General features: G+C 41.7%; 18 protein-coding genes. 9 read left to right on the top strand and 9 right to left on the bottom strand.

The window, feature by feature from the left end; translation table 11 throughout:
- Positions 1 to 3 precede the first annotated feature (3 nt).
- From WHS38_00175 to WHS38_00145, 7 genes are all read left to right on the top strand, one after another.
- Entirely contained in the window at positions 4 to 387 is a 384-nt protein-coding gene (locus WHS38_00175) for a response regulator (protein MEJ5299387.1), read from the top strand.
- On the top strand, positions 384 to 1073 hold the full coding sequence (locus WHS38_00170) for a hypothetical protein (GenBank protein MEJ5299386.1): 690 nt from the start codon (positions 384 to 386) through the stop codon (positions 1071 to 1073). Before WHS38_00175 ends, WHS38_00170 begins: the two co-directional genes overlap by 4 nt.
- A complete protein-coding gene (locus WHS38_00165) occupies positions 1070 to 2029 on the top strand; it encodes an EamA family transporter (protein ID MEJ5299385.1) in 960 nt (319 codons plus the stop codon). The genes WHS38_00170 and WHS38_00165 overlap by 4 nt, the downstream gene beginning before the upstream one ends.
- On the top strand, positions 2026 to 2853 hold the full coding sequence (locus WHS38_00160) for an SAM-dependent chlorinase/fluorinase (protein MEJ5299384.1): 828 nt from the start codon (positions 2026 to 2028) through the stop codon (positions 2851 to 2853). Before WHS38_00165 ends, WHS38_00160 begins: the two co-directional genes overlap by 4 nt.
- The gene (locus WHS38_00155; protein MEJ5299383.1) at positions 2850 to 4973 is read left to right on the top strand and encodes a hypothetical protein; all 2124 of its coding nucleotides are present in this window, start codon (positions 2850 to 2852) and stop codon (positions 4971 to 4973) included. The genes WHS38_00160 and WHS38_00155 overlap by 4 nt, the downstream gene beginning before the upstream one ends.
- Positions 4974 to 5053: 80 nt before the next feature.
- On the top strand, positions 5054 to 5278 hold the full coding sequence (locus WHS38_00150; GenBank protein MEJ5299382.1) for a hypothetical protein: 225 nt from the start codon (positions 5054 to 5056) through the stop codon (positions 5276 to 5278).
- Positions 5279 to 5354: 76 nt separating this feature from the next.
- A complete protein-coding gene (locus tag WHS38_00145; protein ID MEJ5299381.1) occupies positions 5355 to 6404 on the top strand; it encodes a metal-dependent hydrolase in 1050 nt (349 codons plus the stop codon).
- Between the two features lie 14 nt (positions 6405 to 6418).
- Here the strand turns inward: WHS38_00145 and WHS38_00140 are convergent, their stop codons facing one another.
- Both WHS38_00140 and WHS38_00135 read right to left on the bottom strand, forming a co-directional pair.
- Positions 6419 to 6775: a nucleotidyltransferase domain-containing protein gene (locus WHS38_00140; protein MEJ5299380.1), complete on the bottom strand. Its 357-nt coding sequence runs from the start codon at positions 6773 to 6775 to the stop codon at positions 6419 to 6421.
- A complete protein-coding gene (locus WHS38_00135; protein ID MEJ5299379.1) occupies positions 6726 to 7115 on the bottom strand; it encodes a HEPN domain-containing protein in 390 nt (129 codons plus the stop codon). Before WHS38_00135 ends, WHS38_00140 begins: the two co-directional genes overlap by 50 nt.
- Positions 7116 to 7570: 455 nt before the next feature.
- Between WHS38_00135 and WHS38_00130 the strand changes: the two genes are divergently transcribed.
- Entirely contained in the window at positions 7571 to 7960 is a 390-nt protein-coding gene (locus WHS38_00130; GenBank protein MEJ5299378.1) for a DUF2703 domain-containing protein, read from the top strand.
- A gap of 106 nt (positions 7961 to 8066) precedes the next feature.
- Positions 8067 to 8426 carry a hypothetical protein gene (locus WHS38_00125; protein ID MEJ5299377.1) on the top strand — a complete coding sequence of 120 codons (360 nt, stop codon included), beginning with the start codon at positions 8067 to 8069 and terminating at the stop codon, positions 8424 to 8426.
- A gap of 41 nt (positions 8427 to 8467) precedes the next feature.
- Here the strand turns inward: WHS38_00125 and WHS38_00120 are convergent, their stop codons facing one another.
- The 7 genes from WHS38_00120 to WHS38_00090 form a co-directional block, all read right to left on the bottom strand.
- A complete protein-coding gene (locus WHS38_00120) occupies positions 8468 to 9202 on the bottom strand; it encodes an ABC transporter permease (GenBank protein ID MEJ5299376.1) in 735 nt (244 codons plus the stop codon).
- Positions 9199 to 10062 (bottom strand): ABC transporter ATP-binding protein, encoded by an 864-nt coding sequence (locus tag WHS38_00115; protein MEJ5299375.1) that lies wholly within the window; start codon positions 10060 to 10062, stop codon positions 9199 to 9201. Before WHS38_00115 ends, WHS38_00120 begins: the two co-directional genes overlap by 4 nt.
- Positions 10059 to 10904 (bottom strand): HDOD domain-containing protein, encoded by an 846-nt coding sequence (locus WHS38_00110; GenBank protein MEJ5299374.1) that lies wholly within the window; start codon positions 10902 to 10904, stop codon positions 10059 to 10061. Before WHS38_00110 ends, WHS38_00115 begins: the two co-directional genes overlap by 4 nt.
- Before the next feature lie 20 nt (positions 10905 to 10924).
- Positions 10925 to 11266, bottom strand: a complete 342-nt coding sequence (locus WHS38_00105) for a LapA family protein (GenBank protein ID MEJ5299373.1) — start codon at positions 11264 to 11266, stop codon at positions 10925 to 10927.
- A complete protein-coding gene (locus WHS38_00100; GenBank protein ID MEJ5299372.1) occupies positions 11263 to 11754 on the bottom strand; it encodes an HIT domain-containing protein in 492 nt (163 codons plus the stop codon). Before WHS38_00100 ends, WHS38_00105 begins: the two co-directional genes overlap by 4 nt.
- A 19-nt stretch (positions 11755 to 11773) precedes the next feature.
- A complete protein-coding gene (locus tag WHS38_00095) occupies positions 11774 to 12250 on the bottom strand; it encodes a metallophosphoesterase family protein (protein MEJ5299371.1) in 477 nt (158 codons plus the stop codon).
- Positions 12251 to 12961: 711 nt separating this feature from the next.
- Positions 12962 to 13432 carry a single-stranded DNA-binding protein gene (locus tag WHS38_00090; protein MEJ5299370.1) on the bottom strand — a complete coding sequence of 157 codons (471 nt, stop codon included), beginning with the start codon at positions 13430 to 13432 and terminating at the stop codon, positions 12962 to 12964.

Genomic DNA, 13432 nt, shown 5'->3' with positions numbered 1-13432 from the left:
ATTATGGCTAAAAAGGTCCTTCTTATCGACGACGAAGAAGAATTCACGACAACTCTAGCTGAAAGGCTAACCCTTAGAGGATTTGATGTCAAATACGCTTTCGATGGCGAAGGGGGCCTCATGGAGCTAGAACAGTGGCAGCCGGATATCGTTATCCTGGACATTCTTATGCCGGGCATAAGCGGAACAGAGGTTTTAAAACGAATAAAACGCCAGTTTCCAGAACTTCCTGTTATCCTTCTTTCTGGACACGGAAGCGTAAGAGACGCCATAGAAGGCATGAAGTATGGTGCAGTAGACTTTTTGATGAAACCGGTTGACATTACTGAATTAACCGCAAAAATCCAACATTACCTTCACCAGAAAAACTCGCAGGAAACGCCGTGAAACCTCAGCAAGAAGCCTACTTCATGGGACGAATAGCCGCGGCAATAACTCACGAACTTAAAAACATTCTAGCCGTCATTAGCGAAACTATCGGGCTTCTGGAAGACCTCGCCAACATGCCATTACAAGATGTCCCACCGGATAAGTATCTGGGAAAGATTAAAAAGTCATTAACCACTGTTAATGCTCAGGTTGCAAAAGGCATCAACTTAGCAGATGATTACAATCGCTTTGCGCACATTCTGGATAACCCTACGAAGAGGATAAACCTCTGTGACTCCATCCAGCATCTTATCAGGTTATGTAGCCACATCATTCACCTGAAACAGATTAAAGTGGAACAGCAGATTCCGGAAGGTAAACAAAATATTCATCTTACAACATCTCCTTTTTACTTATATATGGTTGTTTTCGAGATATTGGATGTTCTCATGAGCCAATTATCCCCCGGTTCTTCCATAACAATAAAAACGAATAAGAACGGGAACATCGCTATGATCTGCTTTGCTTCCGAAGATTCCAGAGGCATATCACAATTCAGTGCCATCGTTAAACAGTTTAGCCTTTCGGTAGAGCCTATTCTTAAAGAATTTGAAGCACAGTGGTTCTTCGATGATGAAGAAAAGACGCTAAAGCTACTTATTAGGGATCTTGATCCGGGTACACATCTGTCTGTGGCCAAATGAAATCTTCAAGTTTTCAGCCGATTCAGTCTTACAGAATTCCCCGAAAAGGTTATTTCTATGTAATCCTTGCGGCGGTATGCTGGGCTGTTTCCGGCACAGCTGGTAAATATTTATTTCAGCATGGAATTACTCCTTATGAACTGGTTCAGATTAGACTTTCTCTGTCAGTAATTACATTGGGCGCCTATCTTTTTGTAAAAAAACCGTCTCTTCTAAAAATTTCCAGGCAGGATATTCTATATTTTGCCGCTCTTGGAATGCTGGGCATGGGAATGGTTCAGTTCACCTATTTTTATGCCATTAGTAAAATCCCTGTGGCATCGGCTATTTTGCTTGAATATCTCGCGCCGCTTATTATAACTCTTTATAGTCTCATTATCTTGAGGGAAAAGCCCCGTGCATCAGTCATTGTCGCTCTCGTTAGCGCTATTGCTGGATGCTATCTGGTTGTAGGTGCTTACAACTTGGATTTGCTTTCAATAAACAAACAAGGAATTATGGCCGGTATAGGTTCGGCCGTTTCATTTGCATGGTATTCTCTGTATGGGGAGCGAGGCATGCGGCGCTACCATCCCTGGACGGTTCTCTTTTACGCGCTTTTTTTTGCCTGCATTCTCTGGAACATACTCTATCCCCCGCTTAAATCCTTTGAACATCGTTTTGATGCAACAGGATGGGCGCTCGTTTTTTATATCGTTCTATTCGGAACGGTAATTCCCTTTGGGCTATATTTTGAGGGGATCAACTTAATTCGAGCATCCAGAGCAAGCATCACAGCGACGTTAGAACCCATAACCGCCGCTGTAATTTCCTGGATATTCCTGGGAGAAAAACTCGGGATAGCGCAAATTATAGGTGGTATTCTCGTTATATCATCGGTTATTATCCTCCAATTGAAGAAAGAAGAAGATAGAGAAACGCCCGAAATTATTAGACGGCAAGCGGCTAAGCAATGAACAAAACTGGGATTATTTGCCTTCTCACAGACTTTGGCTTACGTGATGGCTATGTTGGGGCGATGAAGGGAGTGATAATTTCTATAGCGTCTCATGTCACGGTGATTGACATAAGCCATGAAATCGATCCCTTTTGCGTAGCTTCCGGAGCTTATGTTCTTGCTTCTGTTGTTCCTTACTTCCCTCCGGGAACTATATTTGTTGCCGTTGTTGACCCCGGTGTAGGAACTGAAAGAAAGGGGCTTATAGTGCGAAGCTCTGACAAGATTTTTATCGGTCCAGACAACGGCATATTTTCATGGATTCTTGATCCAGAATCATCAGAAATTTTCTGGATCGATCCTGAAGGTAGTTCCGCACCCTATGTTAACTCTAAAGTAAGTTCGACCTTTCACGGAAGGGACATCTTCGCCCCTATTGCTGCTCATATAGTAAATGGAATCCCTCCTGAAAAACTTAGCGTTCCTGCAGCGAATGCTCCAGTTACAGGAGAATGGCGTTATCCTCAAGCAGACGAAAAGTCCATTAGAGGTTGTGTTATTCACGTAGATAGATTTGGAAATCTTGTCACTAACATTACAAAAAATTTTTATCTTTCCTGGAAAACCCATCACTTTCCTAAGACTTTTTCGCCTCAATCACCGATAGTTGAAATAAAGTCTAACCTAATGCATATTGAAAAAACCTACGGTTCCGTTCCAAAGGGTCACCTGCTGGCTCTATGGGGAAGTAGCGATCATCTTGAAATTTCCGTAAATGAAGGAAATGCGGCGGAAAAACTATCCGTAGGATGTTTGGAGGAAGTGAGAATTCGAATGTCATGAAAGGACAAAAGGTAAAAACAAAACTCCAACAGGCTACTTATGCTTCTTTTCCAGAAAATAGGTCTTTAGCCGCCTTCATCTCGAAAAACTCTAATTTTTTCTGGATCACAGCCATATTAGCAAGTTTTCTACTTTGCCTTTTCTTTTTTCTTTACCACATAAAAGACTGGCATGAAGCAAAGGATGCCTGCTTTTACGAAGGCAAACCTACCATGGCAACCTTTGATGCCTATTATTTCATGCGTCTTACGGACGATTATCTCAGCGGAAACTACTCATCCGAAGATACCCTTCGTGGTGGAGGTGTATCAAAACCATTACAAGTTCCGCTTTTAGTGCAAATTGCCGGATTGATACGTTCTCTTACTGGTTTAAGTATGGAATACGTAGCATGGCTTCTTCCTCCTTTTCTGGCATCTTTTACAGTTCTCATCTACGCCTATTGGGCTAGATTTTTTCAAAGTCCCTTTCTGTTTGTAATTTCTTCAATTATCGGTTCTACAGCTAATATTTGGTTCCGGAGAACATCACTGGGACGCTTTGACACTGACAGCCTTAACCTTTTCTTTCCAGGCGTTTTAAGTGCATCAATTTTTTTGTTTCTGACCGGTCGTAGCTTGATAAAAAAACTTGCCGGCTTTTTAGGCATCGTAGTGAGCGTCTTTTTGTGGCATCTTTGGTGGCCTCAGGGATACAACATCGGGATCATTTTGGCTCTTGGTACCTACGGCATTTCCATATTTTTCATACCGGGAAATAGATGGGAAAAGGTCTTAAAAATAGTCATTCTCACCGGAACTTTAATCGTAGCCAGTCTTATAGTGTTACATAGATCCCATTACCTGCCAGTTCCAGGCTTTTTGAAATATCTCGACGGCTATGCTGATCTAATCTTCAAGACCGAATCAACAGAACCATCGGTGGGAACTTCAATTTCAGAACTTAAACAGCTTGACCTATCACAAGCCGCAACCCGGATGTTTGGATCTGCTATTCTCGCCATACCAGCTATACTGGGAGCCGCTTTAACTATTATCACACGACCTTTTTTTGCAATTCTATGGGCACCTTTTTTAGCTCTTGGAATAATCGGCTTTTTTTCAACCAGATTTCTTATTTTCCTTGTTCCTCCTCTTGCCTTCGGGCTTGCATTTATTCCAACCGTTTGGTTTACGCAGGAAAAAAGGTTTTTCAAGATAAAACCAAAATGGAAGTGGATAATTGGAGTGGCTTTAGCGATAATTTTTGCGCTACCAAATGTTATTACCAATCTTCGCACGCAAGTTATACCCAATATTAAATCAGAACTTGTTCATATGGCAAAGGTTCTGGGAACTATGGAACCGCAAAATAGCCCAGTATGGGCATGGTGGGATTACGGATATTTACTACAGTATTACTCAAAGAAGAAAACCTTTATTGACGGAGGCATCCAGGGACCACCAAGAATTATTGTTTCCGCTTACGGTTTTGCGATGGAGGACGTGGTAGCAGCAAAAAATTGGATCAACTGTTTCGCTCATAACGACCTTATTCCCCTAGTACAAGCCGAACAAGAGTTTGGTAGCAAAGCAAAGGCTCTGTCTTTTATGAAGGAAGCTCTTTCCGAACGAAATAATTTACAAGATGTGCTCCAGAAATATCAGCAGGGACATAATGAAAAGCTATGGCAGAAGATGCTTTTTCCAAAAACAAACGTTTTTGTTTTCATTCCTGTGGATTTTCTAAAAAAATCCTACTGGTGGTATTACTATGGCACCTGGGACTATGATCTTGCTAAAGGCGTTCATCCACTACTCTTTCCTTTTTCTCAGTGGTTTATCAACATTAACTTTAAAGAAGGTTACCTTACTACTTTAGACGGAAGGAAAGCACTTTTTAAAAAATACGCCATATCCCAAAAAGGGGAACATCCACAGGAAGTTATTGTAGCTCCTAAACATTCTGCAACGCTTCTACTCACCATACCTGGCGTAGCGATGTTGGTTGGGGAAAATTTATCTGAAAGTGCTGCTCTTAAGTTGTATTTGCGACCGGATAATTACCGCAGCGACTTTGAACTTTTATACTATCACCCGGCTTACGGTGGGATATGGCGCACCGTGCCTGAAGAAAACTAACCGTGGCGCTTTACTACCTCAAAAGAGTGATTATTTTCTAAGAGGAATCAGAAAAATATGCAATAAAGAGGAGGGTTCCAATGATCAGAAATGTATATCTTAACAAAACCATGGTGGCTGCTGATGTCGATCAGCGGGAAGCTGCACCTATAGGTAACAACCTCCTCACTACAGAGCCTGTAGAATCCCTAAATGGTGATGTTTGTGAAAAGGAAAAACAACTCACAGAAAGGGAAATATGGCTTAATAGGTGTATGGAAAATATTAAGCAGTTTATCCGTAATATAGACGTCAGCAAGCTATAAAAACTAGGAAAGAAAAATGAGCCGTTGATCTTCAAGTGAAGATTTCGGCTCATTTTTTATTATAGAGCCTTCTTCCATGGACTATATAACTCACATTGTTACAGGAGCTACCGGATACAGGATAATAAGAACTCAGAGCCTGCCCTGGACAAACGGTTGGAAAGAACAGGCTCTTACAATTTGTGGAAGTTTTTTCTTTTTGGCCTCAGTTTTACCGGACTTTGACAACATATCACGTTTGTGGGGCATGGAAGCTTATATAATTCATCACCGCGGCATGACTCATTCTATCCTCTTCATGGTGATTATAGCTTCCATTTTTGGATTTTTATTTGGCAGGTTCCTGAAGTGGGCTCCTGCACCCGGTATTTTCTTCTCAGTGCTTATAGGCACAACATTTCATCTTTACATGGATTTAATAACATCTTACGGCACTCAACTGTTCTGGCCCTTTACCAACGCACGCTTACGCCTAGATTGGGTTTTCATAGTGGATCCCATATACACAATCGGAATAATTTTTGTTCTTCTCGGATCCGCTTTATTTATTAAAAAACCAAAATTCGATTTCTCTTTTCAACTCTCTTACAATGAACAATCTCCCTCTCAACTTTCTCAGAAGGTTATCCTCTTAAGAAAAATGTTCGTTGTGGCTTTTATTCTATGGATAATAGTTTATCCTCTCTTTTGTGCTACCGCGAAGGCACTTACGTCAGCATGGATTAACAATTCAGAAAAACTTCATTCTAAATGGTATTTAATGCCAGACCTTGGGACTCCTTTCGTTTGGAAACTTATCACGTTGGAAGACAATACCTATAAAGTTGCTTCAGTGAATATAGTTGACAGAAAAATAACCTTCTCAGATCAGACCTTCACTCCCCTTGATGGCAATCTAGCCAAAAAAGCTTTTGAAAAACTTTCTTCTTTCCGAACTTATCAATGGTTTGCCGTTTATCCCTACCAACGGTTTTGGGGGAAAGATAAGATTGTCGAAATAGGAGACCTTCGGTTTTTCTCTCCGCTTCAGATAGTTCAAAATAGGCGGCCAATTCCACCTTTCACCGTGTTTATACATTTATCAAATTCTGGAAGTCCTGAGATGCTCACCTACGGATCTCCATGAAATCTTTATCTTTACTATGATTCTCTGCTGACCAAAATCATACTTCCTTTTAACATGTATCCAAAATTCTCTAATTCATGTGGCATTGCCACAATTATATCCGTAGCTATTTTAAGCCCGTCCAAAAAGAAACTGTAATATCGTTTAACTCGGTCAACAGGATTTTCAGGTTGGTCTTCAGCCACGATAAATAAATCAATATCACTTAGTCCCGTCTCTTCCCCTTTCGCAAAGGAGCCAAACAACCTTATTTCTTTTATCTCTGGAAATTTAGACAAAGCCTGTCTGCTTAGTTCTTTCAAATTATCCAAAACTTTTTCTCTATTTATAAAGATGGCCTGCACAGAACCTGATAATATCATCTGCCGCATCTATTGCTTCCTTCGCCTGTTTTTGGGTAAAGTAATCTGCGGGTTTTCCAGAAGGAAACCCATTAGGATACCTTGAGGGAATGTAATAAATATCAAGCAGCTTTGCCTTGTCCTTCAAATCTTCAGGTATATTAATTTTTGTCGATAAAATATTTGTTATTTCCACAAGAGAATGTCCCCACAGAATTAAACCTAGCTTCAGAGCTAGAGCTTTCAAAGCCTTTTCTGCCGCCTGTTGTGAAGTAAAACATGCCCATTCAAAATATTTATATTCAAGATCTAATTTTGCCCGCTCAAAGTCTCTTTTAGACTGTTCTATCCAGTCTCTCCATCTATTCATGCTAATGCCCTTTAATTTTTAAATTGTTTCAAAAACATTCTACCCTCTTTCCTGGAGAAAGTGGAGCACCAAATATTCCTTTCCCAATTATGCTAAGGATATTCGAGAAAAATTACAGTAATAGATCTAGTGGTTATTCTTATTTAGCATAAGGGCATGTCATGTCTCTGCGAGATGATAACCTCACTATCGAGTGAAAAAACATCTCCTTTTGAAACCGCCACAGAGAGCTTTCAGGTGCGTCTTGGACCGGTCTTTATTACATTCATTCGAAACAATTACCGACACGATTCCCATAACAGCATAACGAGTCATCGATCTGTAGCGATTCACGTCTCTTGCTGACGTATCCGTCGGAGAGCTATTGATTGTAACAATTCTAACCTTGATCTATGTTTCAATGTTTGCCTATACTGTAGATAAACAAAAATAAACAAGGCGCAGGAGGATAAGATATGAAGCGTTTAGAAATTGAATGGCGACATCTGGAAAAAGACGGCAAAACCTGTTGCAGATGTTCAGAAACCGGCAAAGCAGTTCAGATCGTTCATGAAAAATTGGCCAAAGAACTGGAGCCAAAGGGCTGGAAAATCGTTTTCAAAGAGACAATTCTTACAGAGCAGGAAATTTCGGAATCTAATAGTCTTTATATAAACGGCATCGCTATTGAAAACCTGCTACCTAATACAACCAAATCAGAAAATTGTTGTGACTCCTGTAGTGATATTCTTGGCTCCCCCACCAAATGCCGAACCTTAGAGAGAAATGGTCAGGTTTTTGAAGCCATACCGGCTGATATGATTTCTGAAGCAGTTCATAAGTTGATTAAATCTGATGAGAAATAGAAAAGATCTATGCCCTCTCTATGAATACTAATCAGGTTGCCAGAACTCCTGATGAGCATTATTTTTGCTTCTGGAAACAAACCAAAAGAAAGGGGGGATAGGAGAAATGATCAAATGTGATCGTTGTGGAAGTGCATTATCTCAAGGAGACACCTACGAATTTGCTGGGCAAACACTATGCGAAGACTGCTACATAGATCGTATGGCAACCCCAAAAACTTGCGACCCATGGGCGGTCTATACCGCAAAGCGAACAATTGATAAAAACCCGAGCCTTACCCCACTTCAACAGAAAATTTACGACTTTATCTCCCATCGCGGACCTTCGGATATGGAAACCATCTGTTCGGAACTTTCTATAACAGAAGATGATTTTCGCACAGCCTTTGCCGTATTGAGACACATGGAACTTTGTAAAGCATCAAAACAGGGAGACAGAGTGGTCTATACCCTTTTTAATAGCTAAAAGCTTCTCTCCGCGCAGGCAAACTTTTAAGCCTGCGCTTTTTATTCTTTAGCTCGATCCACACAAAACACGGCCGCTATAAAAAACACAACCCCCAAAACCAGTAAAACCGCGTAAGAATCAAAAGCTGGCGGCTGATTAAACAAAGCCTGTCGAATAGCTTTAGCAGCGTGGGTTATTGGCAAATAATCAAGCACTTCTCTCAAAATATGGGGCATGCGCTCAAGAGGAAAAAAAGTACCACCCAGAAATCCCATGGGCGTTATAATAAAGTTTACAAGAAGCGCCTGATCAGCATGAGACTTTACCAGCATAGCAAGACTCACTGCAATTGAAGCAAAAAGAAAGGCATTCAGGAAAAGAGCCAGCCAGAAATATACGTTATAAGAAAATCTAACTCCAAAAAACCAGCTCAGTATGATTATAACCCCGGCCCCCATCAGGGCTTTTGTAATCCCAAAAAGCACTTCCCCTGTAACATACGCCACATGACTTATGGGTGCGGCTTGAAACTCTTCGAAGACTCTCCAGTAAAACCTGGCAATGTTAATTTCAGCGGCTATACTAAATCCCTGCACCATACTGTTCATGGCAAGCAGTCCCGGAACCATAAACATCATGTAACTAACGCCGTCCACAGTAACCTTTTCGCCAACCCCATAGCCAAAAGCCACTATATAAAGAAGCGGCATAACGGACATAGATGCCAACTGACGAAAGAACCTCTGTTTAAGAATCAGAATTTCCCTGTAGTATATCGCCATCCAGCCTCTCATGACTGCACTCTTTTTCCGGTCATAGCAATGAAGACATCTTCCAGGTTCACCGGTCTAACAGAAAAAGAACCAGGATATTGTAGGGCATTTCTTTTAGCTTCTTCTTGGGTCGAGAAATAAAGAGTTTTCATATGCTCACCATCAACAATATCAAGTGCCCATTGCCCTAGAGTTTCTATAAGCTCACGAGAAGTGCCCACGGTAATAAGGTTTCCTTCCGCAAGGAAAGCCACCCTATCTGCAAGGAACTCAGCCTCTTCAATGTAATGGGTGGTCAAAAAAATCGTAGTGCCATCCATCTGAATTCTCTTAATCAAAGCCCAAATTTTACGGCGTATTGAAGGATCAAGCCCAACGGTGGGTTCGTCAAGGAATAAAATCTTGGGTTCATGGAGAAGAGCGCGAGCAATCATGACTCGACGTTTCATCCCACCTGAAAGTTCCTTTACCGGGCTTTTCGCTCTATCAGAAAGTCCAATATAATCAAGAAGTTCAGCTATTCTGGCTTTTGTAAAGTTTCTATCAAGGCGGAAGAGCCATCCGTGGATGAATAGATTCTGTTCAACTGTGAGTTCGTTATCCAGATTCAGAGCTTGAGGCACATACCCGCATTGACGTTTAGCCTGCATGGAATCTTTTTCTACATTGAAGCCATTTACGTAAGCAGTGCCTGCCGAAGCACGAGCAAGGCCGGTCAAAATCTTAATAGTTGTAGTTTTTCCGGATCCGTTGGGACCAAGGTAGGCAAAGAGTTCTCCTTCCCGAACCTTTAGACTGACCCCTTTAAGAGCTTCCACTTTTCCGTAGTTTTTACGAAGATCGACAAGTTCAATCGCCGTTTTCCCGTTATCTCCGTTCATTTAAACATATCCCCTGCTTCAACCTGGAGCATCTGGTGGCATTCTTCAACCAATTTTTCAAGTTCCTCTGGAGAAAGATGAAAAAACGCAGCACTGATCGTTTTGGACAAATCGACATGCGGGGTTTTTATTGGTCCGATTTCAAGCTTATGAGATATTGCATTAGCAAGATGGACTGCGTAACACATCGAAGGATTGATTTTTGCTCGCCCAGGCCAATGATGATAGCCAATGGCTTCTTCTATTTCCTGTGAAAAAAGCCATTTTTTTGCAATTAACTGTCCTACGTGAGCGTGATTAAAACCAAATACTTTTGTTTCTACTATTGTAGAGTCATCACGCTCTTCTTCATAAAGCTCTTCTATAACCTGAGCCATACGATCAGGGACCTTTATCTGAAGCACAATCTTGCCTATATCGTGAAGCAAACCAGCAATAAAATATTCTTCGCTACTTCTATGCGATATCTTTAAGGCTATGAACCTGGAAATAAAACCAACAGTTACAGCATGTTCCCATAACATTTTTTCAACCAGACCAAAAACTTTAAACATTTCCCGAACAGCGGAAGCCAACACTAAGGATCTTAGAGTGTTAAAACCTATAACTGTCGTAGCTTCCTTGATGGTCTTAATTGTTCTAGCCTGAGCATAAAAAGGAGAATTGGCAAGCTTGAGAATACGGGCGGTTAAAGAGGGATCGCGGATAATGATATCTTCTATCTCTTTTGACGTAGCCTGAGGATCAGAAAGTTTTTGAAGCACCGCTTGAGCTGTATAAGGAATAGTTGGAAGGTCACCTGTTACCATCACAATTTTTTTAAGAAGTGCTGGCAAAGTCATAGCATATCCTTCTAGAACTTTTAAGATGATGGAGTCTCATCTTTAGGTGAGGTTCCTTCTTCTACTGGTTTATTTTCAAGACTGGAAGTCAAAGATATTTCGCGCAAAGAGTCCATACATTGTTTAAGTTCTCTGCGTTTTCTCCAATAAAGTCTGAAAAATGTCCATGAGCCTACGATAAACCCTATAAATGCAGAAAATCCCATAATGTTACCAACCGGATACGACCAACTAACTTCGGGACGAAAATAAACATTTAGTGAAAAAGGCAGGTTTATAGAAAGGGTCTGGCGATTTTGATAAACTGCAAGCCCCAAGAAACCAATAACAACAAGCCAAAAAATGACCTTTATCGTTTTCATTGGTTAAACACCTCCCTAAAGTGTGGAAGTAATTTTTTGTAGGTTTCTCTAATGTGCTCAGGGATAGTTCGCACATCTCCCAAGACTGCAATGAAATTCGTATCTCCATTCCATCTTGGTACTATGTGGAAATGGAGATGTTCTTCTATGCCAGCCCCCGCAACAACTCCTAAGTTAACTCCTACATTGAACCCATCTGGTCTCATAACTTTTCGCAGAATCTTGAGGCACCATTTAATTGTTTTCATGATATCGAGCATTTCAGGTTCAGTTAAATCTTCAATATCTGCAACATGTCGCCAGGGAGCTACGAGCAAATGACCGCTGTTATAAGGATATTTGTTCATTACCACCATCACTCGATCCCCGCGATATAAAATAAGCCGCTCTTCGTCGCTTTTACCTCCTCCTTCGGGACAAAATATGCAGTAAGGCTCCCGCTCTCCAAGGATGTAATCAATGCGCCATGGTGCCCAGAGATTTTTCACCTCAGATTTTCTCCTCTCTTTATAACATTATTATTTCAGCCCAGATACGTTCTTCAAGATACAACAGAGCCAAACTCCGATCTACATTGCCTCTCCCGTGAAATACCGATCCGGGATTTAACCAAAGAACTCCATTCTCCATCATCTGAAATGGAATATGACTGTGGCCAAAAAGCACTACATCCACTTCTTTAAACTCTTTTCTTAACCTAGATAGTAGATCATAAGGCGATCCCCAGCCATGGGTCATTCCCACTCTGTATCCGTGTATTCTTACAACTCTCTTGGCTGGAAGTGCTCTTTTTATAGCATCATTATCGCTATTTCCCGAAACGCCCAGAAGAGGAAATTGACTAAGGTAATCAAGTATTCTTACCTCAGTCCAGTCTCCGAGATGAATGACAAGGTCAACGCCTTTGAGATAACTCTGGCATATTTTTTCAAACTCTGGACTCACATCAACAAGGTGAGTATCGGAAATAACTGCTACTTTCACTTTCGTAACCACCAATTATCTATATTGCAATTTCCTAAATCAGCAACACCATTAAGATCATGAAAGATATTAGATAACGTCCAGAGGGTCAACAACTTTGGGGAGGGTGTTCGAAAATTATCCCTTATTTGGAATCTTTTTAATCTCCCTGCGTTTTGAGGACGTCGGAACAGGACGAAGTGGCGTAAATTCGGCGGTTGTGCATCACGTAGGGGCGAAAAATTTTTCGCCCCTACGTGCGCCTGAAATGGTGACGGTGGTGAGCCGGAGATAACGATAACCGTCCCGTAGGGGCAGGCCTTGTGCCTGACCAATCCCAGGGCCGTGTGCCTGCCCGATTACGGGGCAACCACGGGGGTTGCCCCTACATTTCTCGAACCGCCCGGTGCAAACTCTCATGCCGGGTGGTGTGGGAATGGATCGGTCAAATTGACCGTCCCTATCTTTCCTTCATATTACTAATGGCCACAGGAAACCGTAAAATTTCAAATGCATCGGTCGCCGAGGACGGCGACCCTCCCAATATACTACCGCCGTCCTGGGAGGGACGGCGTCCTCACCGTCCGTTCTCTGGTGCGCCCGGCATGGGCGCACCAAATTAAATGGGCGACGCATGCGTCGCCCCTACAACCTGTGAGCCTATTGCCAGAGTAACCCTGCAAGGGGAAAAATTTTCGAACACTCTCACAACTTCGGGCATTATATAATCCTTCAAAATGGTATATCATCCTCGTCAACAGATGGAACACTTGGCAAAGATTCTGGCATCGTATTGGATTCGGGATAACTGTTTTTGGCTTCTCGCCCTTGTCCCTGAGAGGGTACCGATGTTTCTCTTTGAACGGCTCCGCCAGAATCCAAAAATTGAATATCTTTTGCTACAATTTCGGTAGTGAAACGTTTTACACCTTGATTATCTTCCCATTGTTGAGTTCGCAATCGTCCTTCAATATAAACAAGGCGCCCCTTAGCTAAATAGTTTCCACAGGTTTCAGCAAGTTTTCCAAATACCACAATTCTATGCCATTCTGTTCTATCTTCCCAATTACCTTCTCCTGTCAACACTCGCTCCGTGGTGGCAATATTAAACCTGGCAATAGCTGACCCTGTGGGAGTAAATCTAAGATCAGGATCTGAACCCAACCGTCCTACAAGAATCACCTTATTAACACCACGACTCAT

The sequence above is a fragment of the Thermodesulforhabdaceae bacterium genome (genome assembly GCA_037482015.1).
Lineage (GTDB): Bacteria > Desulfobacterota > Syntrophobacteria > Syntrophobacterales > Thermodesulforhabdaceae > JAOACS01.
This window is presented reverse-complemented; position numbering and strand designations above follow the sequence as displayed.

Bases quoted from the DNA above. Each gene is read 5' to 3' on its own strand.
- WHS38_00090 (MEJ5299370.1), bottom strand. From the start codon at position 13,432: ATGAGTCGTGGTGTTAATAAGGTGATTCTTGTAGGACGGTTGGGTTCA.
- WHS38_00155 (MEJ5299383.1), top strand. From the start codon at position 2,850: ATGAAAGGACAAAAGGTAAAAACAAAACTCCAACAGGCTACTTATGCT.
- WHS38_00145 (MEJ5299381.1), top strand. From the start codon at position 5,355: ATGGACTATATAACTCACATTGTTACAGGAGCTACCGGATACAGGATA.
- WHS38_00150 (MEJ5299382.1), top strand. From the start codon at position 5,054: ATGATCAGAAATGTATATCTTAACAAAACCATGGTGGCTGCTGATGTC.
- WHS38_00130 (MEJ5299378.1), top strand. From the start codon at position 7,571: ATGAAGCGTTTAGAAATTGAATGGCGACATCTGGAAAAAGACGGCAAA.
- WHS38_00175 (MEJ5299387.1), top strand. From the start codon at position 4: ATGGCTAAAAAGGTCCTTCTTATCGACGACGAAGAAGAATTCACGACA.
- WHS38_00105 (MEJ5299373.1), bottom strand. From the start codon at position 11,266: ATGAAAACGATAAAGGTCATTTTTTGGCTTGTTGTTATTGGTTTCTTG.
- WHS38_00160 (MEJ5299384.1), top strand. From the start codon at position 2,026: ATGAACAAAACTGGGATTATTTGCCTTCTCACAGACTTTGGCTTACGT.
- WHS38_00120 (MEJ5299376.1), bottom strand. From the start codon at position 9,202: ATGAGAGGCTGGATGGCGATATACTACAGGGAAATTCTGATTCTTAAA.
- WHS38_00110 (MEJ5299374.1), bottom strand. From the start codon at position 10,904: ATGACTTTGCCAGCACTTCTTAAAAAAATTGTGATGGTAACAGGTGAC.
- WHS38_00115 (MEJ5299375.1), bottom strand. From the start codon at position 10,062: ATGAACGGAGATAACGGGAAAACGGCGATTGAACTTGTCGATCTTCGT.
- WHS38_00135 (MEJ5299379.1), bottom strand. From the start codon at position 7,115: ATGAATAGATGGAGAGACTGGATAGAACAGTCTAAAAGAGACTTTGAG.
- WHS38_00140 (MEJ5299380.1), bottom strand. From the start codon at position 6,775: ATGCGGCAGATGATATTATCAGGTTCTGTGCAGGCCATCTTTATAAAT.
- WHS38_00165 (MEJ5299385.1), top strand. From the start codon at position 1,070: ATGAAATCTTCAAGTTTTCAGCCGATTCAGTCTTACAGAATTCCCCGA.
- WHS38_00125 (MEJ5299377.1), top strand. From the start codon at position 8,067: ATGATCAAATGTGATCGTTGTGGAAGTGCATTATCTCAAGGAGACACC.